This window comes from bacterium (assembly GCA_026414725.1).
GTDB lineage: Bacteria > Ratteibacteria > UBA8468 > B48-G9 > JAFGKM01 > JAAYXZ01.
Genome location: JAOAIL010000007.1, coordinates 1 through 25224 on the forward strand (window position 1 = coordinate 1; position 25224 = coordinate 25224).

The window sequence follows — 25224 nt, forward strand, 5'->3', positions numbered from 1 at the left end:
GGTCTATTGACTGCAACTAATGGGCCCGGTTAGGACCACTCGCTTTCGCTACGGCTTCTCCGCTAAAGCGGATTAACCTCGCTACAGTCAATAACTCGCCGGCTCATTCTTCAATAGGCACGCCGTCATCCACCTCCACCGAAGCTTTGGTGGACTCCGACTGCTTGTAGGCATATAGTTTCAGGTTCTATTTCACTCCCCTCCCGGGGTTCTTTTCACCTTTCCCTCGCGGTACTCGTGCACTATCGGTCGAAACCTTGTATTTAGCCTTGGGAGGTGGTCCTCCCGGATTCCTACGGAGCTCCTCGGTTCCTCCGTAGTACTTAGGTATCTGGCACAGGCGTTTTCAGAATTTTGTCTACAGGACTTTCACCTTCTATGGTTGACCTTTCCATGCCATTCAACTATCCTGAAAAACTTTTAGACCTGTTGAGAGAGTAGGTTCTCTCATGCCAGACCCTGCAACCCCGTATAATGAACACACCTACGTTATTACCATTATACGGTTTAGGCTCTTCCCCTTTCGCTCGCCGCTACTAAGGGAATCGAAAATTTCTTTCTTTTCCTCAGGGTACTGAGATGGTTCACTTCCCCTGGTTCGCCTTCGTCTTGCGACGAATCTCCATCCTTACGGACAGAGGGGTTGCCCCATTCGGGAATCCCCGGATCACAGGTTGCTTGCACCTTCCCGGGGCTTTTCGCAGCTTGCCACGCCCTTCATCGCCATGTTTCGCCTAGGCATTCACTATATGCCCTTATTAGCTTGACCATAAATTTTAAATTGTCAAAGAACATCTCAAAGATTATTAAAAGGAAGGTTATTATACTCCCTTTTTTTATCTGTGTCAAATTATTTTACCCTTTTTAAACCACCCTGTCAAGAGAACTTATTTTAGTATAAGAAGATATTAGATTGCAAATAATCTCTTTTTCAGTAGCACCACATCTTTCCTTTAAAAAGTTACCAATTTCATTAACTGCTTTTTTAGGACCCTGTATCATTATTTCTACATTTTCGTTTGATAAACCTTCTCTTATGTCAGGAATGGCTATCATCATCTCCACTGTGCTTTTTAAGTTATATTTATTTCTATTGTAGTAAAGGTATGTATCTAATCTATATTTTTCTGCTATCTGAGTAACAGGCATTATTGGTCTTATGTGAAAGTCCTCTATTCTGTAAGAGTAAAGTATAAGTTTTTTTGTAGAATAGATAAATTCATCTGCATCCATACCCATTTTTCTGAATATCTTTGCAGAGACTTCCCTTCCCATAATAAGGAAAAATACAGAATAATTGAGAACAAATTCTCTTAAAGTTTCTTTTATTGCATTGTTTGATACCAAACGAGAAATTTGAGAGTATGTAGAATATCTCCTTACTTTGTCACTATGCCTTTCATAGAAATGTGCAAGTGCCTTACCCATCTCTAAAAGGTGTAGAGATATAGCCACATGACTTCTTATCTTTTTTATATCAGGGTAGGTATTCTCTATCTCTGTGTTTTTAAGGAATGTATCATAGAGTGACTCAATCTGGTTAAGTATTGACCTGTATTTCTCCATTACTTCTTCTGTAATTTCTTCTTCTGATTTTATACCACATACGAAGGTATTAAATACCTCAGTGCTTTCAAGAAATTTTACCAGGATGCCAACTGCTCTTTCTTCTTTTTCTTTTATTGTATCTTCTTCAATATCAGGAGGAAGGATTTTCTTCTGGATTTCTATTAGCATTTTCTTCTTGATATATCTTTCTTTTGTTTTTTTAACTCCAATTTTTAATGCTTCTTCCTGTAATGCTTCTCCAAGATTTTTCAGCGCATTTAAATAAAGAGATATCGTCTCTTTTATCTTCTTAATAAATCTCTCTTTTTCTCGTTCAGAGATTTCAAGGTTATAACTTTTTACCCTTGCCAGGATATGTAGTCCTTGAAATATAGTAATGTTTATCCATCTTATAGAACCAATCAACTCTCTAAAATAAAAAAACTTTCTGTTGTGAGAAGCACCATAATCATCAAGGAATGTTTCTATTTCTTCTACTTCCCGCATCACAGAGAATATAAGTTCTCTGTCAGGGAAGGACTTTTTATTTATAATCTCTTCAAAAATTATAAGGAGTGTTTTACTTATAGAATTAAGGCGAGGGATAAAATCGTTCTCTATCTCCTTTTCACTCATTATCTTAACCAGCGAATCTGTTTTTTTATCTTTCATAAAAATTCCTTTTAATAAATTAAAAATAACAGTTATAGGATATTTTAATCTATTTTTAAAAAATAAGTGGAGATAGCGGGAGTTGAACCCGCAACCTTCCGCGTGCAAGGCGGACGCTCTCCCTTTGAGCTATATCCCCATTTCCTAATAGTTTAATTGCTACAAAATTAACAGTATTTATTGTATATTATTATATCAAAAACATAGGGACAGTCAACATCGGTGTTAAGAATTTTGGAAATAAGAAAGATAAGAGTATATAATAAAAGTAATTATGAACCACAAAAAACTTATTTTATTTCTGGCATCCTTAACACCTCTGATATTTCTGCCATACCTTAGAAACACCTTTTATGTTCCTAAAATTGTTTGGATTTTTCTGATAACTATATTGATTTCTACTGTGTGCATAAAGTATAAATTGTTTGGGTACAGAAACACCTTTATTATACCTATAGGTCTAATAACTTTCTGGTATTTAATATCTTTAAATCGTTGTGTAAACATTTTTGAAGGGATATATGCAGTTTTAATTTTTATACTTTTTATTACCTTTTACATTTCATTAGAGGATTTAGTATCAAAGGATGTTGCAGTTATAGATATTTTTATAGGTTATTTGGTCCTGGTAAGTTTCATGGTTTCTTTATATGGGATATTACAGATATGTGGTATAGATTTTTTAAGGTGGGAGGTGGAAAGGACTGCATTAAGTACATTAGGGAGGCGAAACTTTGCTGGTGAGTATCTTGTAATGGTGATTCCATATGTTTATTATTTATTATATAAGGAAAAGAAGTGGTATCTGTATATAGTTTTATTGTTTTTAATTTCCCATCTGGTTTTTACATTTACCCGTGCCAGTTATATTGCCTTTTTTGTTTCAAGTGTTGTATTTTTCATTCTGGTAAGTAAAAGAATCTCGTTAAATAAGAAAGCAATAATATTTCTCTGTATATTGCTTTTTTCTTATAATGCCTTTTCTGATATCAAGACATTTGAGAAAGGGACAGTAAAAAGCAGATTTCTTATCTGGAGTATAACATTGAAGATGATTAAGTCCAATCCTTTGATGGGTGTAGGTCCTGGTAATTTTTTTGTTATGTATCCTTACTATGCAATAGGTGAAGAAAAGGCGCTCAGGGGTATATCTCTTGTAGTGGACAGGGCACACAATGACTATTTAGATATATGTGCTGAGACAGGAATAACAGGAATTTTTCTTTTCCTCTATCTTCTATATTGTTTTTTCAAGGTATGTATTATTTTGTATAGAGATATAGATAGAAAAAGGAAGTTATTGATAGCAGGTATTATTTCTTCAGTTGTTGCTATGTGTATCAATGCTTTAGCATCCTTCCCATTCAACAATCCAGCTACACTTTTTTTATTCTGGACTAATGTATCATTTGCTGGTGGTATATACAGAAAGGTGAAAGGTGAAAGGTCTGTGAAGGTGAGCTATTCTATAGTTAAATTTTATCTGGTAATTTTTGCTATTACAGGTATTGTTTTAAGTTATAGAGGTATAAAAGCGGGTAGATGTGCCTTTCTTGCTAAAGTTTTTAAAGGAAAGCAATCCCTTCAATTTGCAGAAAGCGCTGTAGCTTACAACCCTTTCTCTTTCAAATATTTACATTTTGCAGGGACTACCGCTCTGAACTTAGGGGAATATCAAAAAGCATATGAATTGTTGACAAAAGGAATTAATTTACATCCTTACTATGATTCAACTCATAATAATCTTGGTTTAATATATCTTTTCATAGGCGATATAGAAAAAGCAGAGAGTTCATTTTTCACTGCCCTTAAGTTAAATCCTGATAACTATGAGTTTAACAACAATATTGGCTTTTTATATCTTACTACAAAAGATTATGAGAAAGCCATTAATTATTTGACAAAAGCAATTCAACTAAAACCGGATGCCTATCTTTCTTTTTACAGTTTAGGAGTGGCTTATTATATGAAAAAACAATACAGTGAAGCAAAAGAACAGTTCAGAAAAGTGCTTGAAATAAATCCTGATTTTTATCCAGCAAAAGAATATCTTGAAAAAATATCCCGTTAAAAGCGGATACTTTTAAATTGTGGAAGATAGTCCTTATTTTTTTCAAGCATCTCTTTTACCATCTGTCTTATCTCCGCAAGTGAAAGAACACTTGCAGTTAAAGGGTCATAACATATCGCATGATAGACCATCTCTGCATTACCTGTCAATGCTGCCTCAACTGCCATCTCTTCTACCGCTATATTTATATTGTTGAGTGCGGCACACTGCGGAGGAAGTGGTCCAACATATATAGTATTAAATCCTCTTTTATCTGCAAGCACTGGAACTTCTACACAGGCATTATAAGGCAGATTTGGGATAATGCCTGTGTTTGGAACATTACCATTGAATACAAATGGTTCTCCACCCATATAAGCATTTATTATGCTTGCCGCATATTCATGACCTCTTTTAAGATTAATGGGTTCTTTCAGCCACTTTTTAATATCATCTCTCCATGTATCTTCTCTTTTAAGATATTCATCAAGAATATATCTATGGACTCCAGGGTTCCATCCAGTCCCATGTGTACAGTATTTTTCTATCAATTCGGGTCTTTTTCTGAACCACCAGTTATACTCTGAGTTATGTCCACTTGATTCAGTTACATAGTAACCGAGTGCAAGGAACATTTCATTTCTTACAATTTCTTCTTGATATATCTCTTTATTTTCTTTTATTGCTTTTCTTATAAGTGGATAAGCATCCTTCCCGTTTTTCTTAAATTCAATATACCATGCCTGATGGTTAATCCCTCCACATACATATGTGATCTCATCCATTTTTGCTCCAATCCATCTTGCAAGCATCTCAGCGGTTCCCTGAACACTGTGACAGAGTCCTGTTACCTTTAAAGAGGTTTTTTTCTGCATTGCCCTGCATAGCATAGCCATAGGATTTGTGTAGTTAAGAAATATAGCATCAGGACAAATCTTTTCAATATCTTTGCAGATATCCAACATCACAGGAATGGTTCTTAATGCTCTAAAAATACCTGCTGCTCCTCTTGTGTCGCCGACATTAAAATCCACACCATACCTCTTTGGTATCTCTATATCATGCCTCCATATATGGACATCACCAGCTAGGATTGTACATATAACAGCATCAGCACCTTTCAGCGCTTTTTTTCTGTCCATCGTTACTTCAAGTTTTGCGGGATATTTACCAACGGATATAATCTTCTCCACTGCCTCTTTTATAAAACCTAAACGCTCTTTATCAATATCCATCAGACATATAGTTGCATCTTTAAGGAGTGGAAAGGTAAGAATATCCTTTATCAATGTTCTTGTAAATCCAAAACTTCCAGCACCTATGAAAGATATCTTTGCCATTGTTTCCTCCTCTTTGAAATTTTATTTAAACTTTAATTATAGAATTTTCATTTACTTTGTCAAATTAAATTGACTTATGAAATTTTTATAGATAAAATAGTGATATGGGAATATTAATTTTTATACTTGGACTGGCTTTTGGAAGTTTTGCAAATGTGGTTATATATCGTTTACCAAAAGGTAAGTCTATAATATATCCTGGTTCTCAATGTCCTTCCTGTGGTAAAAATATCCTATGGTATGATAATATACCTCTTTTAAGTTACCTGCTACTTAAAGGTAAATGCCGTTTCTGTAAAGCAAAAATATCCTGTAGATATTTTGTTGTAGAATTGATTACAGGACTGCTATTTCTGTCTTTATATTTGAAGTTTGGTCTGACGGTAAACCTTTTAATATATGCCTTTTTTGTTTGCTGCCTTTTAATAATGGGTTTTATAGATATAGATACCTATCTTATATCTGATGTAATTGTTCTTCCTGGAATTGTTATCGGACTTTTATGTGCTATTTTCTTCCCCCAGATACATTATGATATAACGAAGATAGGAAGTATATGGTATTCATTCACAGGAATTCTGCTGGGAAGTGGTATTCTTATATTTCTGGCTATGATAGGTAAACTACTTTTCAAAAAGGAAGCAATGGGAGGAGGGGACATAAAACTTCTTGCTATGATAGGAGCATTTCTTGGATGGAAATGTGTTTTTATTACCATATTTTTTGCCTCTCTATTAGGGACAGTTATAAGTTTGTCCCTTATAGCACTAAAGAAAAAGAAGATGGAGGATTATGTTCCATTCGGCCCATATTTAGGATTAGGAGCGATTGTATCTCTTTTTTATAAAGGAACAACTTTTCTCGGGTTTTTTATAAACTAAAATTTAAGAAGAAAAGCAGAATAGATGATTATGAGTCAGGCAAGTATTGAAATTGTTAAAGAATTTTTCTTAATCCATAATTTTTTCGTCCTTAAAAGGGATGATATTCTTTTTGTTAAAAATGCTGAAATTATAGAATCAGAAGAAACAGAAAAGTTTATTCTCTCAGGAAGTGAAATATGTAAGGTTGTTAAAAATGCTGTTTTAAAGCCGGTCTGCTGGCATACAATGAAATTTACTCCTGTCGTTCTTTCCCGTTTTCCTGAGATATTTGAATTTGTAAGAGGTAAATATATAACGGAAAGTAAAAAGTTTTTTCAAGGAGATGTTTATAAAAAAATACTTGTTATCCCTTCTCTTCCTGCTTCAGATAATCTTCGTAAGGAAAGTATAAATATAATGAAGGTAAAAGGTATTGACCATATTGTTATATTTCCTTCTATTATTGCTTCTCTAATTGACAGTATAGATGCAAGGAATGTATATCTTTCTTCTGTAAATGAGATATTAAGGGTTCTTAAATTTTATAAATTTTTTACTGATAAAGAACAGAAACTCCCATTTTAACAATGAATGTAACGTTGGATACACCACTTATATACCTGCCTTCTGTTGGAGAAAAACGTGCTAAATCACTTGAAAAACTTGGGTTGAAAAAGGTATGTGATTTACTTTTTCTTTTCCCCCGTAAATACCTTGACCTCAGAAATTTTAAGAAGATAGGAGCGCTTATTCCTGATGAGTTTGTATCTGTAAAAGGGAAGGTAATGGCGAGAGAAGAGAAGGTAATACCTGTAAGGTATGGAAAGTCATATCTAAAGGTTGCAATATCAGATGGTTCAGGGGTTCTTTTTCTTGTTTTTTTTAACCAGCCGTATCTTAAAAATACCTTTGCTTTAAATAAAGATTTTTTTGTAAATGGTAAGGTAGAGATATTTAATGGGCAGATGCAGATGGTGAATCCTTTATATGAAGAGTATAAGGAAATAAAAAGGGACTGGATTTTACCCGTCTATCCACTTTCTTCCGGACTTACACAAAAATATATGAGAAAACTGATAAAGTTTATTCTCCATAAAATTGAAGAATATCCTCCTGAAGTCCTCCCTTTAGAAGAGAGACAGGGTTTGAATCTTTCTAATATAAAATTTGCACTTCAAAATATACACTTTCCAAAGTCGGATATGAATCTTGAGAAGGCAAGAAACTACCTTATTTTTCGTGAATTCTTTATTCTCCAGATGGGGCTCCTTTTGAAAAAAGCAAAAGGGAAGAGAGTATTTTCAGAGGTTCCTTTCAATACAGAAGAAAATGTTATTGAGATATTTCAGTCATATCTTCCTTTCAAACTCACAAAGCCACAGATTCAGGCGATGAAAGATATTTTGGAAGATATAAAAGAAGGGAAAGTTATAAGTAGGATGGTACATGGTGAGGTTGGTTCTGGCAAAACAATTGTTGCTGTTTTTGCATTATGGGTTTTTTCGCGGGCAGGTTATCAGTCAGCACTTCTTGCTCCTACAGAGATACTTGCAGAACAGCACTATATCAATTGGCAGAAGTTTTTCTTAGAGCAGGACATTTCTGTGTCTTTATTAGTTGGACAGTTATCAGAGGCAGAAAAGAAAAGGATAAGAGAAGGAGTTAAAAATGGAGATATAAAGGTTCTTATAGGAACACATACACTTCTAACAGAGACATTAGAATTTAAAAATCTTAAAATAGCAGTTGTGGATGAACTGCATAAGTTTGGAGTAAAACAGAGAGAGCGGTTAAAAGAAAAAGGGGAGGATGTTCACTACATTGTGATGAGCGCTACTCCTATACCGAGAAGTATTGCTCTTACTTTTTATGGTGCACTTGATGTTTCAGTAATAGGAGAGATACCAAAAGGTGAGAGGAAGGTTATATCATACATATTTCCTGTGGAAGAGAAAGATAATGTGTATCAATTTATTGAGTATCAGAGTTCTCAAGGTAAACAGGGTTATATTGTCACACCTGCAATAGAGGGTAATGAAAGTATTGAATCAGCAATTAAGGAATACAACTATCTGAAAGAAAAACTTCCTCATATTTCTGTTGCTTTACTCCATGGCAGGATGTCATATAAAGAAAAAGATGAAATAATGAAAAATTTTAGAGCAAATGAAATATCAGTTCTCGTAGCAACATCCGTAATAGAGTCAGGGATAGATGTTCCTTCTGCTACATATATTATTATTGAACAAGCAGAAAGATTTGGATTGGCACAACTACATCAATTGAGAGGTAGGGTTGGAAGAGCAGGGGATGTAGGTTATTGTATACTTGTTCCATATTCTTTTACTGATAGAGAGATAATGGAACGGCTTGAAAGTTTTGTGGAAACAGAAAGTGGTTTTGAAATAGCAGAGATTGATTTAAAAATAAGAGGGCAGGGAGACCTGCTCGGTGTGAGACAGCATGGTGTCCCACCTCTAAAGATAGGTGATATAGTGAGGGATATGGAACTTCTCAATGTAGCGAGAGAAAAAGCAGAAAGGGTTATAAAGGAAATCCCTGCAGATATTCTTAAAGAAAAGTTTTTAAAAGAGGTCTTTATAAATGAATAAAGAAATAGCGGTTTTAATTCCTGCACATAATGAAGAAAAAGCCATTGGTGGTCTCATATCAGAACTTAAAAAAAAGTTTGAAACAGTTATTGTAGTTGACGATGGCTCTTCAGACAGAACAGGAATATTAGCGAGAGAAAATGGTGCTATTGTTTTGAGGCATCCTGTATGTAAGGGGAAAGGAGAGGCGCTAAAAACAGGGTTCCGCTATGTACTTGAAAAAGGAGAAGGTATATCTGCTATCCTCACAATGGACGGAGATGGACAGCATAGAATAGAAGATATAGAAAATTTTATAAGGGGATACTACCGAAATAAAAATATCTCTATATGGGTGGGGAAGAGAAAGATAAAAGGGACAAAGATGCCCTTTATAAGACGGCTTACCAATATCTCTATGTCATTGAGTATTTCTTTTTTTTCCCTCCAGTGGATACCCGATACACAGTGTGGATTCCGTCTTATAAAAAAGGATGTAATTAAAAATATACGTCTTTTAACCTCACATTTTGAAACAGAATCAGAATTATTGATAAAAGCAGGATGGAAGATGTACAGGATTGGCTCTGTCCCTATATCTACTATATACAGTGAAGAGAAGAGTAAAATTAATCCTACGAGGGATACATTGAGATTTTTCGGTATGCTTTTAATTATATTCTTTCCACTCCTGCTGAAAGTAAAATGGAAGAGGCGGCTTTTATAAAATTAAGAAGGCGAATGGTAGAGGAACAGATTGTTGCAAGAGGTATAAGAGACAAAAAGGTTATAGATTCCTTTTTGAATGTTCCGAGAGAAAGATTTGTTCCAGAACATCTTAAGGAATATGCTTATGAGGATGGTCCACTTTCAATAGGTAAAGGGCAGACCATAAGCCAGCCATATATTGTGGCACTTATGACAGAGGCGCTTGACCTTAGCGGTGGAGAGAAGGTCCTTGAAATAGGCACAGGTAGTGGTTATCAGTCAGCAATCCTTGCAGAGATGGGGTGTGAGGTATATTCAGTAGAAAGAATACCTGAACTTGCAGAAAGGGCGAGAAAGATATTTATAGAACTTGGATACAATGTAAAAATAAAGATTGGTGATGGTACACTCGGCTGGGATGAGTTTGCTCCCTATGACAGAATTATTGTAACTGCAGCAGGTCCTGACGTCCCTCCTTCTTTATGTGCTCAACTTAAGGATGGTGGGTCTCTTATAATGCCTGTAGGTGATAGATACTTTCAGGACTTAATACTTGTAAAGAAGGTAGGTAACCGGATGGAAAGGAAAAGTTATGGGGGATGTCAGTTTGTACTTCTTAAAGGTGCTGAGGGTTGGAAAAATGAGGGGGAATAGTGATAGAACAAATAACTTCTTATTTATCAGGACTACCTAAAGAATTTATAATATTAATTCTATCTATGCTACCTATTTCAGAACTGCGAGGTGCAATTCCTTATGGTGTATACAATAACATACCATTTTTAAAGGTACTTGTTATTTCAATAGCAGGTAATCTCGTTCCTGTTATTCCTCTTTATTTTTTTCTTAACAGAATACTTATCTTCATAGACAGGTTCAGATATGGTAAAAGATTTTCTACCTGGCTTGTAAGGCATACCCTTAAAAAGTCAAAGATGATAGAGTTATATGAGATGCTCGGACTAATTATATTTGTTGGAATTCCTCTTCCGATGACAGGTGCATGGACAGGAACTATTGCATCAGTGCTTCTGAAACTAAAATCCAGATATTATTTCATAGGGATTATATGTGGTGTTCTCCTTGCTGCTATTATTGTCTCCTTAATTGTCTTTCTTTTTCACCTACCATAAAAGTATTGAAAGGATAAAGATTTTATAAAGAAAAGGCAGTATCAATTGCTTCTTCAGGTGTCTTTACAATAATGGGTTTTTTCTTGAATGTTTGGAGGAAATTTTCTTTTGAAAGTAAGTCCGCTACCCCACCGCTTCCGTCTATAACTATTGTGGGTTTCCCAATACCGAGAGCCATTGCTATTTCATTGAGTGTCCCCCATCTCCCGCAGATACCTATAACACAGTCAGCACAGTTGACAATGATATTGTTTCTATAAAAACCAATTCCTGTACCTATCGGGATGTCTATATAAGGATTTGCTGAGTTTTTATCCCATGGTAGTATCCCCACAGTAATACCATTTCCTTGCTTTGCGCCTTTTGCTGCCGCTTCCATAATTCCACCGAGACCACCACAGACAAGAATACCACCTTTTTTAGCAATCAGATAACCTGTTTCCTCAGCAATTTTCAGTATTTCCTCTGTAAGGTTATCATCACCTGAATTACTTCCAGACACCGCTATAATTTTTCTCATTTTTTATACTATTTCAAATACCTCAGGTGATATATAATCCCCATATTCTTTTTGTGCTTTTAGTAGACGTTCTTTCTGTTCTTCCAATACAGTAAACAGTTCCTCAGGGACATCAGAAAGTTTTTTCCAGAATGCCCATACCCTTTCAATCTTCATCAAATTTTCAGGTACCCTTATTGTGAACTGTTTTTCGTAATCATCTTTTGTATAGTTTTTCTTCCGTATCTCATTGAAAAGAGGAGCGATATCTTCATAAAGAGGTATAAGTCCTGTAGGGGTCATCCTTGCCTTCACTTCATTATTTACTCTTAACGCCATCCATTTTACCCACACATGTTTATCTTTCCTCTCATTCAGGAATTCCCCGGTTTTTAAATCTCTAAGGAAGTAGTTAACGCCGAATATCAATGGTTTCTCTTTTAGCCCTTCTCCGAACTTAAGATAATTCTTTACATACTGTCCTAATGGTATGGAAACAAAGTCCTGAATACTCATAATATTTATTTCATACTTTCCTTCAGTGCCAACTGTAGCAAATGTTGTCTCTGTTTCAAGCGCTGCACCATATACAATAATTCCATGTTCCCATGAGAAACCCTGTTGTACCGGGACATATGCCTTATAGTCCCTTCCACCATACATTATACCGTCTAATTTGACACCTTCAGGGTTATCCACTTCCGGGTCACAGTTAGCGAGGGCTTTTAGTTTTACAGTATATCTCGCATTTTTATGGGCAGGTAAAATTTTTTCACCCTTCTCATCTGTCTTTCCTTCATACCACCATCCAGAGTAGTTCTTTCCCTCTTTGGGTAATGGTTCTCCCATCCCTAACCACCATGTCCTTCCATCTTTTACAAGTATATTTGAAAAGATAACCTCTCCTGGAGTGGTGAGTATCTGGTATATAAGAGGGTCATCATTAAAATTTACATCCTGTATAATACCGAATATACCTGCTTCTACATTTACTGCTTTGCACTCTCCATTAATATTCTTTACATAAGCAATATCATCTGAAAGTATTGTCTCTCCTTCAAGCATAGCAGTAGATGTTTTTCCGCAGGCACTCGGGAACGCACCTGCAAGATATGTCTTTCTGTTATTTTTTGTATGAACTCCTATTATCATAAAGTGTTCTGCAAGCCATCCATTTCTATGAGATTCTCTTATAGCGAGACGAAGAGCAAGTTTCTTAAACCCCACAGAATTTCCTGCATACTGTGTATTAACGCTATATACAATGTTTTTTGTATAGTCAATATAAATTCTTTTTTTATCATAGTCCACGCTTACCATATTCTCATCAGTTCTACCAGATGAATGCAGTGTTTTGAATATTATTGAATTATCAGAAATATTACAAAATGCTTCATATCCCTTTCTATATAAAAGGTCAACAGAGTGTGCTACATACCAGGAGTCAGTGCATTCCATACAGTGAATTGTAAAGGGAGAATTAGCAGGTCCTAATGTAAGGAACCGTACAATCATTATCTTCCCTTTCATAGAGCCCTTAAGAAGAGAGAGTATTTCTTCAAGTCCCTTTTCTCTTTCAATTTGATTGAGATTGGGGCTTAAATGTTCTCCTTCAGGAACAAGGAATTTTGTTACTTCTCTATCTCTCCCTTGGTCGTAATATCCATCAAAGTGGAATGTATGCCCTGGAATAAGAAGTGCTGCTGATTCTTCACCGGATACAATTGCCATATTTTTTATATATGCAGTTTCATCGGGTGTATCACTGCATATAAAGACATCTTTTGGTTTGCATAGTGTAACTGCATCAGCAATGAATTTATAGACAGAGATATTATTAATCTTTAATAACTTTTCCAGTTCTTCTTTCCTTAATTTTTTTTCAAGTTTACGGATATACTTATTTTCCATTTATCCTCCTTTTTGTTTGATTTATAAAAGATAAAAAAACTGTGGAAAAGAGCGGTTATGATGTGAAGTTTTGAATATTATAATAACATATGGTAATATATATGTCAAAAAAAAGGAGGAGATAATGATTTCTGAAAAAGCAAAGAATATAAAACCATCAGCAACATTAGAGATTAACAAGAAAGCAAAAGAACTGAAGGCAAAAGGTGTGGATGTTATAAACCTTTCAGTAGGAGAGCCGGATTTTGATACGCCTGATATTATAAAGGAGTTTGCTATAAAATCAATAAAGGATGGATTTACAAAGTATACAGACACAGCAGGCATTCTTGAATTGAGAGAGGCAATCTGTGAAAAACTTGAAAAGGAAAATGGACTTTCTTATGCACCATCCCAGATAGTTGTTTCAAATGGAGCTAAACATTCTTTATACAACATATTTCTTGCAATACTTAATGATGGCGATGAGGTTATTATTCCTGCCCCTTACTGGGTAAGTTATCCTGAAATGGTCTCTCTCGCTGGTGGAGTTCCTGTTTTTTGTAAATGGGATAAAAATTTTAAAATAGATATGGAACATTTGAAATCGCTTATCAACAAAAGGACAAAGGCGCTTGTTTTGAATAGTCCTTCCAATCCTACAGGTATTGTATATGATAAAGAAGAGATAGATAGTATAGCAGAAATTCTGCTTAAGAATAATATTATATGTATATCAGATGAGGTCTATGAGAAAATTATGTATGATGGGAAACAGCATATAAGTATTGCTTCATATTCACCTGAAATGAAAAAGATTACAGTGGTTGTAAATGCTGTTTCAAAGACATTTGCTATGACTGGTTGGCGTATTGGATATATAGCAGCAGAAAAAGAGATTGCAGATGCAATTAATAAAATACAGGGACAAACCACATCCGCGCCCTCTTCTATTTCACAGAAGGCAGCGGTAATTGCTATAAAGGAAGGGGAACGGCTTTATACTGATATGGTAAAGGAATTCCAAAAAAGAAGGGACTATCTTTTGAAAAGTATACCGGAAGAGTTTTCTTATCCAGTTCCTATGGGTGCTTTTTATTTATTCTGCAGTTATAAAGAGATGGATTCTATGGTACTCTGTAAACGGCTACTTGAGGAGAAGTTTCTCGCTGCAGTCCCTGGTGTGGAATTTGGTGCAGATAAGTTTATCCGTATTTCCTATGCGACGAGTATGAAAAATCTTGAGGTTACAGTTGAACGACTTAAAGAGTTTGTAAAGGAGAACAGATGAAAACAAAGATTTTTTTGTACCTGTTGGTATTCATTATAGGGTGTTTATCTTTTAGTTTTTCAGAACCACTTTATAGGTTTTCTCCGGAAAAACCCCTTTTCTATAGTTTCAAAATAGAGGGGGATATAACCTATAAATATGAAGGTATATCAGAAGAGACACTCAATGTTTCTTCTAAAGGGATAGTTAAACTTGAAACAATAGGGATGAAAGATGATAGATATATTATAAAGATAACTCCTTATAAGACAATTATTAAAATTAATGATGGCATTCTGGAAGACATTACAGATATAGAGACCGCCATATCAAATGTTATCTCAACATCTATTATGGAAATAAAACCAAACGGAGAGATAATGAGTGTAAAGGAAGAGAGAACAGGGATTTTAGATATTGCTCAGATGTTTATGTTGGTACCTGCCTTCCCTGAAAAACTTAAGACTCCATGGAAACAAAAAGTTCCTGCATTCAGTATACCTGGTGTTCCTATGTGCTCCCTTACATTTACATATTTATACAGTCCTGTAAAGGAAGGGATGTCAAAGATACAACTTCTTTCCAATCAGAGTATAAAAGAGGAGAGGAAAGAACAGGATGTAGTTGTAATCTTTACAGGAAAGAATTCTTCAAATGGTGAGTTTTACTTTGATGAGAATATAGGAGAATTAAAAAGTTTCAAAGGATTGGTAGACCTTATCTTGAATATTGTTTTTAAAGTGCCTTCTTCTCCTGAAAAGAAGTTGTCAACAAAACAGAGCATTCCCTTAAAAATAGGAGTAAAACTTAATATAGAAGTGATAAATAAAAATTAACGGAGAGAGATAACTGGTATCTCAACTTTTTCAATATTTTCTTCTGTGCATACCTTTCTGGCAATATTCAATAACACACCCAGTGCAAGGATATTTATAAGGAAGGAAGACCCACCTACACTGAAAAAAGGAAGTGTTGTTCCTTTAGCAGGTACAAGATTTAAAACAACACATGCATGAAGGAGGAACTGAAAGCCAAAGAGTCCCCCTATACCTGCACTTAAGAATTTAAGATAGTTATCAGAGGTTAGATTTGTTATTGTAAAGGCAGAGAAAACGAGTATTGCAAATAAAAGGAGTATAAAAGTGGTTCCTATAAAGCCCATCTCTTCCCCTACTACAGCATATATATAGTCCTTATGTGCTTCAGGTAAAAACTTGAGTTTTCTTTCTCCTGCACCAAGCCCTTTTCCTGTAATACCTCCTGAACCGATAGTAATGAGTGATTGGATTGTTTGGTACCCACTTCCGTGAGTATCCGCAGATGGATTAAGGTATGTTTTAATTCTCTGGATTCTATAGGGGAACATTAATATAAGTAAACAGACGAGTATAATCCCAGCAAGAATAATGAGTGTTATATGTTTAAGTTTTACTCCTGCAAGAAATGTAAGAAGAATAAAGGTAAAAAAGATAATGACAAATGTTCCTATATCCTTCTGTGTTTGTAGAATACCCGTAATAATAAGTAAAAAGATAATTGGTACAATCAATGTTTTAAAATTGCCGATATTTATTTGCTTCCTTTTGAAATAATCAGCGAGATATATTATAAATGTAAATTTTACCAGTTCTGCTGGTTGGAAACTTAAAGGTCCTAATTTTATCCATCTTAATTCTCCAAAAAATCGTGGTAGAGGGAGTAAAAGCATTGAAAAAAGAAAAATGTGGAAACTGTATTTTTCAATATATTTTATATCTTTTTTGTTGATGAACCATACTCCTATAATACCTATTACAAGCCATACGAGATGTTTTGTGAAGTAATATGTAGGATTTCCTGTCCGAGATATTCCATAAATAGAACTTGAACTTAAAACAAAAACACTACCCAGTAGAATTAATATCGTTCCTGAAATCAATATCTTAAAGTAGAGAGAAAACCTCTTTTTTAAAAGCATCTCCCCGCTCCTTATAATTGTTAAACATATCAAATGATGTACATCCAGGAGAAAACATCACTATATTACCTGTTTTTGCATTTTTTAATGCTTTTTCAACTGCTTCTTTAAGGGTATCAACCTTTATCAAGGGTAGACCTGTAGTACTGAATTCTTTCGCAAGTTCTTCTTTTGCTTCTCCTAACAGAATGATAAGGAAGACCTTTTTCTGGAAATGGGGTATAACTCCGGAGAAAGACATATCTTTATTCCTTCCGCCCATAATAAGTATCGTTTCTGTATTATTGTCTATACTGTCAAGTGCATTTATTACAGAGTGAGGATTAGTTGATTTAGAATCATTTATGAATAAGACACCATTTATTTCTGCTACTTTTTCAAGACGGTGGGGCAGGGGGGTGAATGAATAGATTGCCTCTTTTATATCATCCGGAGATAGATTGCATAAAAGTCCTATAAGTGTGGATGCCATCATATTTTCAATATTTCCCTTGCCCCAGAGGTTTGTTTTTGTAATGTTAAGAACTTCTTCTAAATTTTTAATATTTGAAAAGATATGTTTCCCGCTGATATATGCACCTTTTTCTTTTATTATTCTATGACTGAAGAAAAACAGGTTTGATTTTATATCAGGAACTATTTCCTGACAGTAATTGTCATCATAGTTGATAATTGCAAAATCATTTTTATCCTGATTGGCAAATATCTTTTTCTTTGCCTCTATATATTTTTTCATTGTTTTATGCCTGTCGATATGGTCTTCTGCTATATTCAAAAGACAGGCAATAGATGGTTTGAAGGTTATGGTTCTTTCCAATTGAAAGCTACTTGTTTCAAGTACAACATATGTATCTTCTGTGAGGTTTTCAATCTCCCCTATGAAAGGATTGCCTATATTACCACATACATTAACAGGAAAACCTGCTTTTTGTAATATATGTCCTGTAAGAGCAGTTGTAGTTGTCTTACCATTAGTGCCTGTAATTGCTATAATTTTATTGGTAGGGGAGAAGTTAAAAGCAAGTTCTAATTCACTTATTACAGGAATATTTTTACTTTCAGCATATTTTACAGGGAGAGCATCATCAGGGACACCAGGACTTACTATAAGAAGTTCCATATTTTCAAGAAATGCTTCTGTATGTCCTCCAATCTCTGTTTTAATACCTTTTTCATTAAGCAGAGAAGCATTTTTATAAATTTCGTCGGTTACCTTTGCCTCTGTTAAAAAAACATCTGCACCTTTCTTATAAAGAAAAATAGCGGTTTCAAAACCAGTTTTCCCTAATCCTATTATTACTACTTTTTTATCTTTTACATCCATTGAAAGTTTATCCTCTCATCGTATTTTTAATGTTACGAGAGTGAAGAGTGCAAATATGATACCGAGTATCCATAAACGCACAGTAACTTTTGGTTCAGGAATACCTTTAAGTTCAAAATGGTGATGTATGGGGGTCATAAGAAATACACGTTTGCCACGTGTTTTGAAAGATATCACCTGAATAATTACAGAGAATGCCTCTATAAAGAAAATTCCCCCCATTATAATAAGAGATAGTTCCTGTTTTACAATAATTGCAAGGAGGCCTATAAGTCCTCCTAACATAAGAGACCCAGTATCTCCCATGAATATTTCTGCGGGATAGCAGTTATACCATAAAAATCCGAGGGATGCTCCTATAAGTGCTCCTGAAAATACAGTAACCTCTTCAGCACCTTTTATGAAAGGGACATTTAGATAGTTGGCAAATTTTACATTGCTGACAACATATGAAATAGCACCATATGTAAGAGCAACCATAAGAACAGAAGCGATTGCAAGACCGTCCATGCCATCTGTAAGATTTACAGCGTTTGAAGTAGCAACAATAATAAGTGTAGCAAACAGTATATAATACACTCCGAGAGGAAACACAATATTTTTCAGGAAAGGCATATACACAGAGGTGTTAAAATTCAGAGAGGGATGATAATATAAAATTAATCCTATTATAAATCCAATACTGATCTGTCCTAATATCTTTACCAGTGGTCTTAATCCTTTGTGACTCTTTTGACGAAGTTTTATATAATCATCCCAAAAACCGAAAGATGCCAGCCAGATGGATAGAAAAATTAGAAGGAAGATATATATGTTCTTAAGGTCTGCCCATAATATTGTTGAGATAAGGATACTACCGAGTATAAGCAGACCTCCCATAGTCGGTATATTCTCTTTACTGTCCACCCTGAAATTAAGCATATTAGGATGACAGAGATGTCTCAATGCACTTATGGTTTTTTTTCCAAAAATAATGGTTATAAACAGGGAAGTGAGAGTGGCAAAAACAGTTCTTACTGTCACATATCTGAAAACATTAAATCCAAACCAGTATGATGTGAATTGGTAAAGAAATTTATATAACACGTTTATCCTCCATATTGTTCCAACAGGTAGTTTCTTGTGCTGTCCAGATTCATAATTCTTGACCCTTTGATTAAAATGGCATCACCCTTTTTTATAATTTTAGATAAGTATTTATTCAGCGTATCAATATCCATAAAATGTTTCCATTTTTTATCTGCAATTTCTCCCATCTGTTTACTTTTATCCCCTATAGTAATCAACATATCTATATCTAATTTTCTGATAAACATACCTGTATTTCTGTGATATAAAGAAGATAATTTCCCAAGCTCTGCCATATCTCCTATAACTGCTATTTTCCTGTTAAACTGTTTCTTATGGAAACTATAAAGAGATGCTTTTAGAGATTGAGGGTTACAGTTATATGTTTCGTCAATAATAGCAATATCTTTCAAGTAGTAAATTTTTCCTCTTCCCGGTAATGGTTGTATCTCTTCGAATATATTTACCATACTGTGTGTTCCTATACCGAATTTTTTACCTAATCCGAATGCTATAAGAGCAGGATATATAATGGATGTATTCCAGAAATTTATTCTGAAAGGACTATCTTCTCCCTCAATATAAAATGTGAAGAAGTCATTGCCTTCTTCTGCTATAATACCTCTTATATCAGCCCCTTCTTTTATTCCAAAACTTAAGACCCTTGCCGATGCCTTTTTTTTCAAAAAAGAGAAGAACTTATTATCATAATTTAGCAAACACAATTTTTCGCCTTCCAGAGTTTCTATTAATTCTGACTTAGCCTCTGCTATCTCTGTTAAACTTCTGAAAAATCCTATATGTGCAGGACCGATGGTTGTAATAACCCCTGCCTGTGGTTGTGCTATTTTGCTAAGATATCGTATTTCACCCCGTCTGTTCATCCCCATTTCAAGTACACAGAAGTCCGTTTTTTCAGTTATGTTGAATATAGATAAAGGGAGTCCTATGAAGTTATTAAAATTTCCTTCAGTACCACTTGTATTATATTTTACAGAAAGGGTTTTTTTAATAAATTCTTTTGTGGTTGTTTTTCCATCACTACCAGTTATTCCAATTACATAAACATCAAATTTATTTCTATATCCTCTCGCTATATCACCGAGTGCCTTTAGTGTATCTTTTACCTTTATGATTTTTTTGCTATCGGAGATGAAATTGTCTGGAACTACAGCAGCCACAGCTCCTTTCTGTAATACTAAATTAACAAATGATGTTCCATCAAATCTTTCTCCCTTAAGTGCTACAAAAACTTCTCCCTTTTTTATCTGTCTGCTATCAGTGGATATTCCATAACAGTATCTTTTAAGAATACTTTTATCAGGTACGGTTCCTCTACACCATTTTACGATGCTTTCAATTTGAACCTCTTCCATAATGACTATCCACTTATCAACGTTAATCTACAAATTTTTCAATTTAACTTTTTAATCTCTCTCTTATAGCTTTTCTCGCTTCTTCTCTGTCATCAAATGGAACAACGGTATTTTTCAATATCTGAAATGTTTCATGTCCCTTACCTGCGATAACCACACAATCATTTTCTCTGGCAATGGAGATTGCTTCTTTTATCGCCTGTTTTCTGTCTATAATTGCTACATATTTCTTCCTTAGATAGAAAGGAATACCTTTTTCTATATCATCTATAATATCCTGTGGGTCTTCAGAACGTGGATTATCAGATGTAATAAATACAATATCAGCCATCTTTACAGCGATATTTCCCATAAGAGGTCTCTTGGTTTTATCTCTGTCACCACCACATCCGAAGACAAGTATAATTCTTTTAGGATGGAGTTCTTTAACAGAATGTAACAGGTTAGAAAGGGCATGGTGTGTATGGGCATAGTCAACTATAACATCAAAGTTTTGTCCTTCATCAACTGATTCAAACCTTCCAGATACATATGTTATAGATGCAAGTGCTTCTTTCAAAATATCTATTGGTATCCCTTCAGAAATACCGAAAGAAATTCCTGCTAAACTATTGTATATATTACCCAGTCCTTTTAGATTTGTATAGAATTCAATTCTTGTCCCTTTTGTTTCCACTATAAGATAGTTCCCATCCTTTTTCATTGCATAATCTACAATCTGTATATCGGATTTCTTCCTGCCATAGGTTATACATTCTATTCCATTTTTTTTCAGACATTTTATAAAATAACCTGCACATTTATCGTCATTATTTACAATCCCTACCTTTCTTTCTTTTTCACTTTCTTTTAAATAATAATTAAAAAATTTCAGTTTTGCATTTAGATAGTTTCTAAAACTTTTATGATAGTCAAGATGTTCATGGGAGGCAATGTTTGTAAATATCCCTGTATCAAAATTTATTTTAGAAATCCTCCCCTGTGCTATACCATGGGAAGATACTTCCATTACAGCCCAGTTACAACCTGCCTCTACCATGTCATAGAAAAGTTTCTGGATATCAAGTGACTCAGGGGTTGTATTGACAGAACTGATGGCCCTTTCACCTATCTGATATGATATAGTTCCTATAAGTCCACATTTATTTCCTGATTTTTCAAGTATGTGTTTGATAATAAATGAGGTTGTGGTCTTTCCATTAGTTCCTGTTATTCCAACAACTCTTAATTTTTTAGAAGGATGTCCATAAAACTCTGCTGCGATAGTATGCAGGGCTTCTCTTGTATCTTCAACAACAATTTCTCCTACATCTGATGGTAAAACAGGACTTTTTTTACTTACAACGATTATTTTAGCCCCTCTGGATATAGCGTCGTTTATAAAATGATGACCATCAAAAGTGGTACCTTTTAAAGCAACAAATATGAATTTCTCTTTTACTTTACGAGAATCATACGCGATACCATTCACTTCAGGGTTATTCAGATTATATAACCGTTTGTAATCTAAATTTTTAATAATGTCTTTCAACTTCATTTTTTCATCACCAATTTATGTTCTTCTTCAAGTAATTCAGGTGGAATATTAAGATACTGTAATGACCTCCACATTATATTTTTAAATGCAGGTGCAGCAACCAACCCCCCATAATATACTGGTTTTGGTTCATCAACTTTTACTAAAACCAGCATTTTTGCATCTTTGTGCTGAAGGAAACCTACAAAAGAAGAAACAAACCTGTCCTTTGAATAATATCCATTTACAATTTTTTGAGCTGTACCTGTTTTACCACTGATATTGTAACCAGGTATATTTGCAAGTGGAGCAGTCCCTTCTGGTCCTGTTACTTCCTGAAGTATCTTTGTAAGAGTTTCACAGGTAGCACTGGAAAGAATCTGTTGTTTTTCCTTCCCCTTCCATAGTATAAGTGTTTCAGGATTATCCGCTTTAAATCCTTTAAGGACATGTGGCTGGATTAAATAACCACCATTTGCAATCACTGCCATTGCTGTAATCCCCTGTAATGCATTGATTCCCACTTCCTGTCCTATAGGAACAGCAGTAATTGAATAACTTGACCATGCATTGAGAGGTCTCAATATACCACTTATCTCTCCCGGCAGGTCAACCCCTGTAGGTACGCCAAATCCAAATTTCTTACAGTACTCATAAAGTTTTTTTTCTCCTAATTTCATTGCTATCTTTACTGTTCCGATATTACTTGATTTTTCTATTATTTCACTTACTGTTAATCTCCCATATTTATGTACATCTCTAAGATAATGGTTTCTTACAAACCACTTACCATTTTCACAGTTTATAACATCATCAGGAGATATAATTTTTTCTTCAATTGCTGATGCAGCAGTCACTATCTTAAATGTTGAACCGGGTTCAAAAAGGTCAGTAACAGCTCTATTTCTTAAGTTTGACAGAGGAAATTTGTCTGGTCTATTAGGGTCATATTTTGGTATATTCGCAAGGGCAAGGATTTCTCCTGTATCATAATCAATCACTATTGCAGATACACTTGCAGCGTTATATTTATGATATACGTTTTCAATCTCTTCCTCTACGATATACTGAAGATTACTGTCTATTGTAAGATAGATATCCTTACCAGGTTTTGAAGGAGATATTTTCTTTTCAACCGAATAGATAAGGTCTCCTGTTCCGTCTTTTAATATCAATGATATGCCTTTTTCTCCTTTGAGTATATTGTCGTAATAGAGTTCTACACCTTCAAGACCATTACCGTAGTTTCCTCCTGCGAATCCCAGTACATGACAGGCAAGTGTTCCATTTGGATAAGTCCTTTTATATGAAGGGAGGAAAACAATACCGGGTAGGTTTTTTCCCGAAAGTGTTTTGTATTCCTCCACAGAAAGTTCTTTTTTAATGAGAGGATATCTATTCTGTAGTTTTTTTTCTATCTCTGTTTTAGATATTTTTAGTATATCAATAAGTTCTTTCTTTAACTCTTCAGGATAAGATGGATTTTTCTTTTTTTGATGGTTTACTTTCCATGAATCAATATATAAGGAATAATAGGGAACACTCATAGCAAGAATTTTTCCATTTCTGTCGTATATTGTACCTCTCGGAACAGGAATTTCTACCTTCTCATATGTACCTGTTGTTTCTTCCGGAGGGTTGATAATCTGGATTTTTACAAGAAAACATAAAACAACGGTAAACATAATACCAAATAATATCTGTATAAAGGACAACCTTTTATTTAAAACGTTTTTTTTATTAAATTCCTGCTTCAGCAGTATCATTATTGTTCCCTTTTATATCTTTTATCATTATATCTACATAACACCATTCAGAAGGATTGATTAGTTCAATACCGGCGTTTCTTACTATCATCAGAAGATTTTCAGGAGAAGATAATTTTAGAATTTCTGCATTATAATTTTTATTTATCATATTTAACTCTTCATACTTTCTTTTTATTTCTTCCATTCTGTATCCAATAGCAATAATTTTACAGGATAAAAGTACATAAAGGCATAGAAATATCCACATAAGCCCCATAATAACTGCTACTGTTGGCAATGGTTTTCTACGAGTTTTCATATTTTCTCACTTACCCTCATTTTTGCACTTCTACTCCTGGGATTAACTGCTATCTCTTCTAATGCAGGTAGTACAGGTTTTTTTGTCAGAACCTTTAATTGTTTATTATTCCGAAAAAAATGTTTTACAGTTCTATCTTCAAGAGAATGAAAAGAAATTACAACGAGCCGACCGTTCGTTTTCAAAAACATTACTGCTTTCTTCAACCCTTCTTTTAATATCTCTATCTCATTATTAACTGCAATTCTTAAAGCCATAAAGAACTTCGTTGCTGGATGGATTTTACCAACTTTTTTATAATATCTTGCTATAAAATCAGCAAGTTCTCTTGTTGTTTCAAATTGTTTCTTTTTCCTCTGTTCAATAATCGCCTCAACAATTTTCCCTGCTTTATTAATTTCTCCATAATTTTCAAAAATCCATAAAATTTCTTTTTTGTTCCATCTGTTAATTATCTCTTTTGCTGTTAAAGGTGTTTTTCTATCATATCTCATATCCAGAGGACCATCTACCTGAAAACTGAATCCTCTTTCTCCATCTTTTATCTGATTTGTTGAAAAACCGAGGTCCATCAATATTCCATCTACTTTTTCCACATTTTCTTTTCCGAGTACTATATCCATATTTTCATATCCAGAGTGTATTGCCTTGAAGTTTTTAAAATCAGCAAGTGCCATGGATATGTGTTTTATAGCATCTTCATCTTTATCCAGTCCATAAAGAATTATATCTTTATTTGTTTCAAGAATATATCTGCTATGTCCTCCGTATCCACAGGTTGCGTCTATATATATACCCCCATCTTTAAGATTAAGGTATTTCAACACATACTCTTTCATTACCGGATAATGTTCTACCATTTTTATAATTCCATTAATTTTTCTGAAATATCCTCATAGACCTTTAATGATTCTTCGTAATAATTATCCCACCTCTTTTCATCCCATATCTCAACCCTTGTACCCGCACCTATTATTACTACACTTTCTTTTATCCCCGCATAGGTAAGTAGATTGGATGGGATAAGAACCCTTCCCTGTTTATCAATATGGGATTGAAAGGCACCCGAAAAGAAAAGGCGGGTGAAGGTTCTCGGGTCTCCCTTTGTAAAGGGAAGGTCTTTTAGTTTTGTGCTCTGGTTCTCCCACATCTGTTCAGAAAAAATGAAGAGACAGTTTTCCAGTCCTTTGGTTATATAAACTGCTCCATTTTTTTTAACTGAGAGCAGATTTCTCATCTTTGATGGAATAACAATTCTTCCCTGTTTATCTACCTTTCCCCTGAATTCACCAAAATATACCATTTTGTTCCTTTCTGCTATATTAAATACCCAAAAGTTTTTTTTGTCAAGT

Annotated in this window: 22 protein-coding genes, 1 tRNA gene and 1 rRNA gene; 9 read left to right on the plus strand and 15 right to left on the minus strand. The window is 34.4% G+C overall.

Annotated features, from left to right (window positions below; genetic code table 11):
* From N3D17_03755 to N3D17_03765, 3 genes are all read right to left on the minus strand, one after another.
* Nucleotides 1-769: ribosomal RNA gene (locus N3D17_03755) — 23S ribosomal RNA — on the minus strand; the annotation flags it as partial.
* A 95-nt stretch (nucleotides 770-864) separates the two neighbouring features.
* Nucleotides 865-2220, minus strand: a complete 1356-nt coding sequence (locus N3D17_03760; GenBank protein ID MCX8082499.1) for a hypothetical protein — start codon at nucleotides 2218-2220, stop codon at nucleotides 865-867.
* Nucleotides 2221-2287: 67 nt separating this feature from the next.
* Nucleotides 2288-2359: transfer RNA gene (locus N3D17_03765), tRNA-Ala, on the minus strand.
* Nucleotides 2360-2857: 498 nt separating this feature from the next.
* On the opposite strand from N3D17_03765, the gene N3D17_03770 reads away from it, so the two are divergent.
* A complete protein-coding gene (locus N3D17_03770) occupies nucleotides 2858-4291 on the plus strand; it encodes a tetratricopeptide repeat protein (protein MCX8082500.1) in 1434 nt (477 codons plus the stop codon).
* On the opposite strand, the gene melA is transcribed toward N3D17_03770, so the two are convergent.
* A complete protein-coding gene (gene melA, locus N3D17_03775; protein MCX8082501.1) occupies nucleotides 4288-5610 on the minus strand; it encodes an alpha-galactosidase in 1323 nt (440 codons plus the stop codon). The genes N3D17_03770 and melA overlap by 4 nt on opposite strands.
* Nucleotides 5611-5714: 104 nt before the next feature.
* Here melA and N3D17_03780 point away from each other — a divergent pair, with 104 nt between their 5' ends.
* Genes N3D17_03780 through N3D17_03805 form a run of 6 tightly spaced genes read left to right on the plus strand, consistent with a single transcriptional unit; the run spans nucleotide 5715 to nucleotide 10905 of the window.
* Nucleotides 5715-6491, plus strand: a complete 777-nt coding sequence (locus tag N3D17_03780; GenBank protein ID MCX8082502.1) for a prepilin peptidase — start codon at nucleotides 5715-5717, stop codon at nucleotides 6489-6491.
* A 24-nt stretch (nucleotides 6492-6515) separates the two neighbouring features.
* The gene (locus N3D17_03785) at nucleotides 6516-7058 is read left to right on the plus strand and encodes a hypothetical protein (protein MCX8082503.1); all 543 of its coding nucleotides are present in this window, start codon (nucleotides 6516-6518) and stop codon (nucleotides 7056-7058) included.
* 2 nt (nucleotides 7059-7060) lie between these two features.
* Entirely contained in the window at nucleotides 7061-9085 is a 2025-nt protein-coding gene (gene recG, locus N3D17_03790; GenBank protein ID MCX8082504.1) for an ATP-dependent DNA helicase RecG, read from the plus strand.
* Nucleotides 9078-9791 carry a glycosyltransferase family 2 protein gene (locus tag N3D17_03795; protein ID MCX8082505.1) on the plus strand — a complete coding sequence of 238 codons (714 nt, stop codon included), beginning with the start codon at nucleotides 9078-9080 and terminating at the stop codon, nucleotides 9789-9791. The genes recG and N3D17_03795 overlap by 8 nt, the downstream gene beginning before the upstream one ends.
* Complete coding sequence (locus N3D17_03800) at nucleotides 9770-10426, plus strand: protein-L-isoaspartate(D-aspartate) O-methyltransferase (protein MCX8082506.1); 657 nt, start codon at nucleotides 9770-9772, stop codon at nucleotides 10424-10426. Before N3D17_03795 ends, N3D17_03800 begins: the two co-directional genes overlap by 22 nt.
* Entirely contained in the window at nucleotides 10426-10905 is a 480-nt protein-coding gene (locus tag N3D17_03805) for a small multi-drug export protein (protein ID MCX8082507.1), read from the plus strand. The genes N3D17_03800 and N3D17_03805 overlap by 1 nt, the downstream gene beginning before the upstream one ends.
* Before the next feature lie 22 nt (nucleotides 10906-10927).
* On the opposite strand, the gene N3D17_03810 is transcribed toward N3D17_03805, so the two are convergent.
* Nucleotides 10928-11425: a TIGR00725 family protein gene (locus N3D17_03810; GenBank protein MCX8082508.1), complete on the minus strand. Its 498-nt coding sequence runs from the start codon at nucleotides 11423-11425 to the stop codon at nucleotides 10928-10930.
* A 3-nt stretch (nucleotides 11426-11428) separates the two neighbouring features.
* Entirely contained in the window at nucleotides 11429-13315 is a 1887-nt protein-coding gene (locus tag N3D17_03815) for a phosphoenolpyruvate carboxykinase (GTP) (protein MCX8082509.1), read from the minus strand.
* 121 nt (nucleotides 13316-13436) lie between these two features.
* Between N3D17_03815 and N3D17_03820 the strand changes: the two genes are divergently transcribed.
* A complete protein-coding gene (locus N3D17_03820; protein MCX8082510.1) occupies nucleotides 13437-14585 on the plus strand; it encodes a pyridoxal phosphate-dependent aminotransferase in 1149 nt (382 codons plus the stop codon).
* Complete coding sequence (locus N3D17_03825) at nucleotides 14582-15400, plus strand: hypothetical protein (protein ID MCX8082511.1); 819 nt, start codon at nucleotides 14582-14584, stop codon at nucleotides 15398-15400. The genes N3D17_03820 and N3D17_03825 overlap by 4 nt, the downstream gene beginning before the upstream one ends.
* On the opposite strand, the gene ftsW is transcribed toward N3D17_03825, so the two are convergent.
* Genes ftsW through mraZ form a run of 9 tightly spaced genes read right to left on the minus strand, consistent with a single transcriptional unit; the run spans nucleotide 15397 to nucleotide 25175 of the window.
* Nucleotides 15397-16521 carry a putative lipid II flippase FtsW gene (gene ftsW, locus N3D17_03830; GenBank protein MCX8082512.1) on the minus strand — a complete coding sequence of 375 codons (1125 nt, stop codon included), beginning with the start codon at nucleotides 16519-16521 and terminating at the stop codon, nucleotides 15397-15399. The two genes, N3D17_03825 and ftsW, sit on opposite strands and share 4 nt — an antisense overlap.
* Entirely contained in the window at nucleotides 16487-17845 is a 1359-nt protein-coding gene (gene murD / locus N3D17_03835; protein ID MCX8082513.1) for a UDP-N-acetylmuramoyl-L-alanine--D-glutamate ligase, read from the minus strand. The genes ftsW and murD overlap by 35 nt, the downstream gene beginning before the upstream one ends.
* A gap of 15 nt (nucleotides 17846-17860) precedes the next feature.
* Nucleotides 17861-18931, minus strand: a complete 1071-nt coding sequence (gene mraY, locus N3D17_03840) for a phospho-N-acetylmuramoyl-pentapeptide-transferase (GenBank protein ID MCX8082514.1) — start codon at nucleotides 18929-18931, stop codon at nucleotides 17861-17863.
* Nucleotides 18932-18933: 2 nt separating this feature from the next.
* Entirely contained in the window at nucleotides 18934-20289 is a 1356-nt protein-coding gene (murF, locus tag N3D17_03845; protein MCX8082515.1) for a UDP-N-acetylmuramoyl-tripeptide--D-alanyl-D-alanine ligase, read from the minus strand.
* 43 nt (nucleotides 20290-20332) lie between these two features.
* Nucleotides 20333-21826: a UDP-N-acetylmuramoyl-L-alanyl-D-glutamate--2,6-diaminopimelate ligase gene (locus N3D17_03850; protein MCX8082516.1), complete on the minus strand. Its 1494-nt coding sequence runs from the start codon at nucleotides 21824-21826 to the stop codon at nucleotides 20333-20335.
* Entirely contained in the window at nucleotides 21823-23571 is a 1749-nt protein-coding gene (locus N3D17_03855; GenBank protein ID MCX8082517.1) for a penicillin-binding protein 2, read from the minus strand. The genes N3D17_03850 and N3D17_03855 overlap by 4 nt, the downstream gene beginning before the upstream one ends.
* Nucleotides 23546-23872 (minus strand): hypothetical protein, encoded by a 327-nt coding sequence (locus N3D17_03860; protein ID MCX8082518.1) that lies wholly within the window; start codon nucleotides 23870-23872, stop codon nucleotides 23546-23548. The genes N3D17_03855 and N3D17_03860 overlap by 26 nt, the downstream gene beginning before the upstream one ends.
* A complete protein-coding gene (rsmH, locus tag N3D17_03865) occupies nucleotides 23869-24732 on the minus strand; it encodes a 16S rRNA (cytosine(1402)-N(4))-methyltransferase RsmH (protein MCX8082519.1) in 864 nt (287 codons plus the stop codon). The genes N3D17_03860 and rsmH overlap by 4 nt, the downstream gene beginning before the upstream one ends.
* A gap of 2 nt (nucleotides 24733-24734) precedes the next feature.
* Nucleotides 24735-25175, minus strand: coding sequence for a division/cell wall cluster transcriptional repressor MraZ (gene mraZ, locus N3D17_03870; GenBank protein MCX8082520.1), 441 nt, complete (start codon nucleotides 25173-25175; stop codon nucleotides 24735-24737).
* Between the last annotated feature and the right edge of the window lie 49 nt (nucleotides 25176-25224).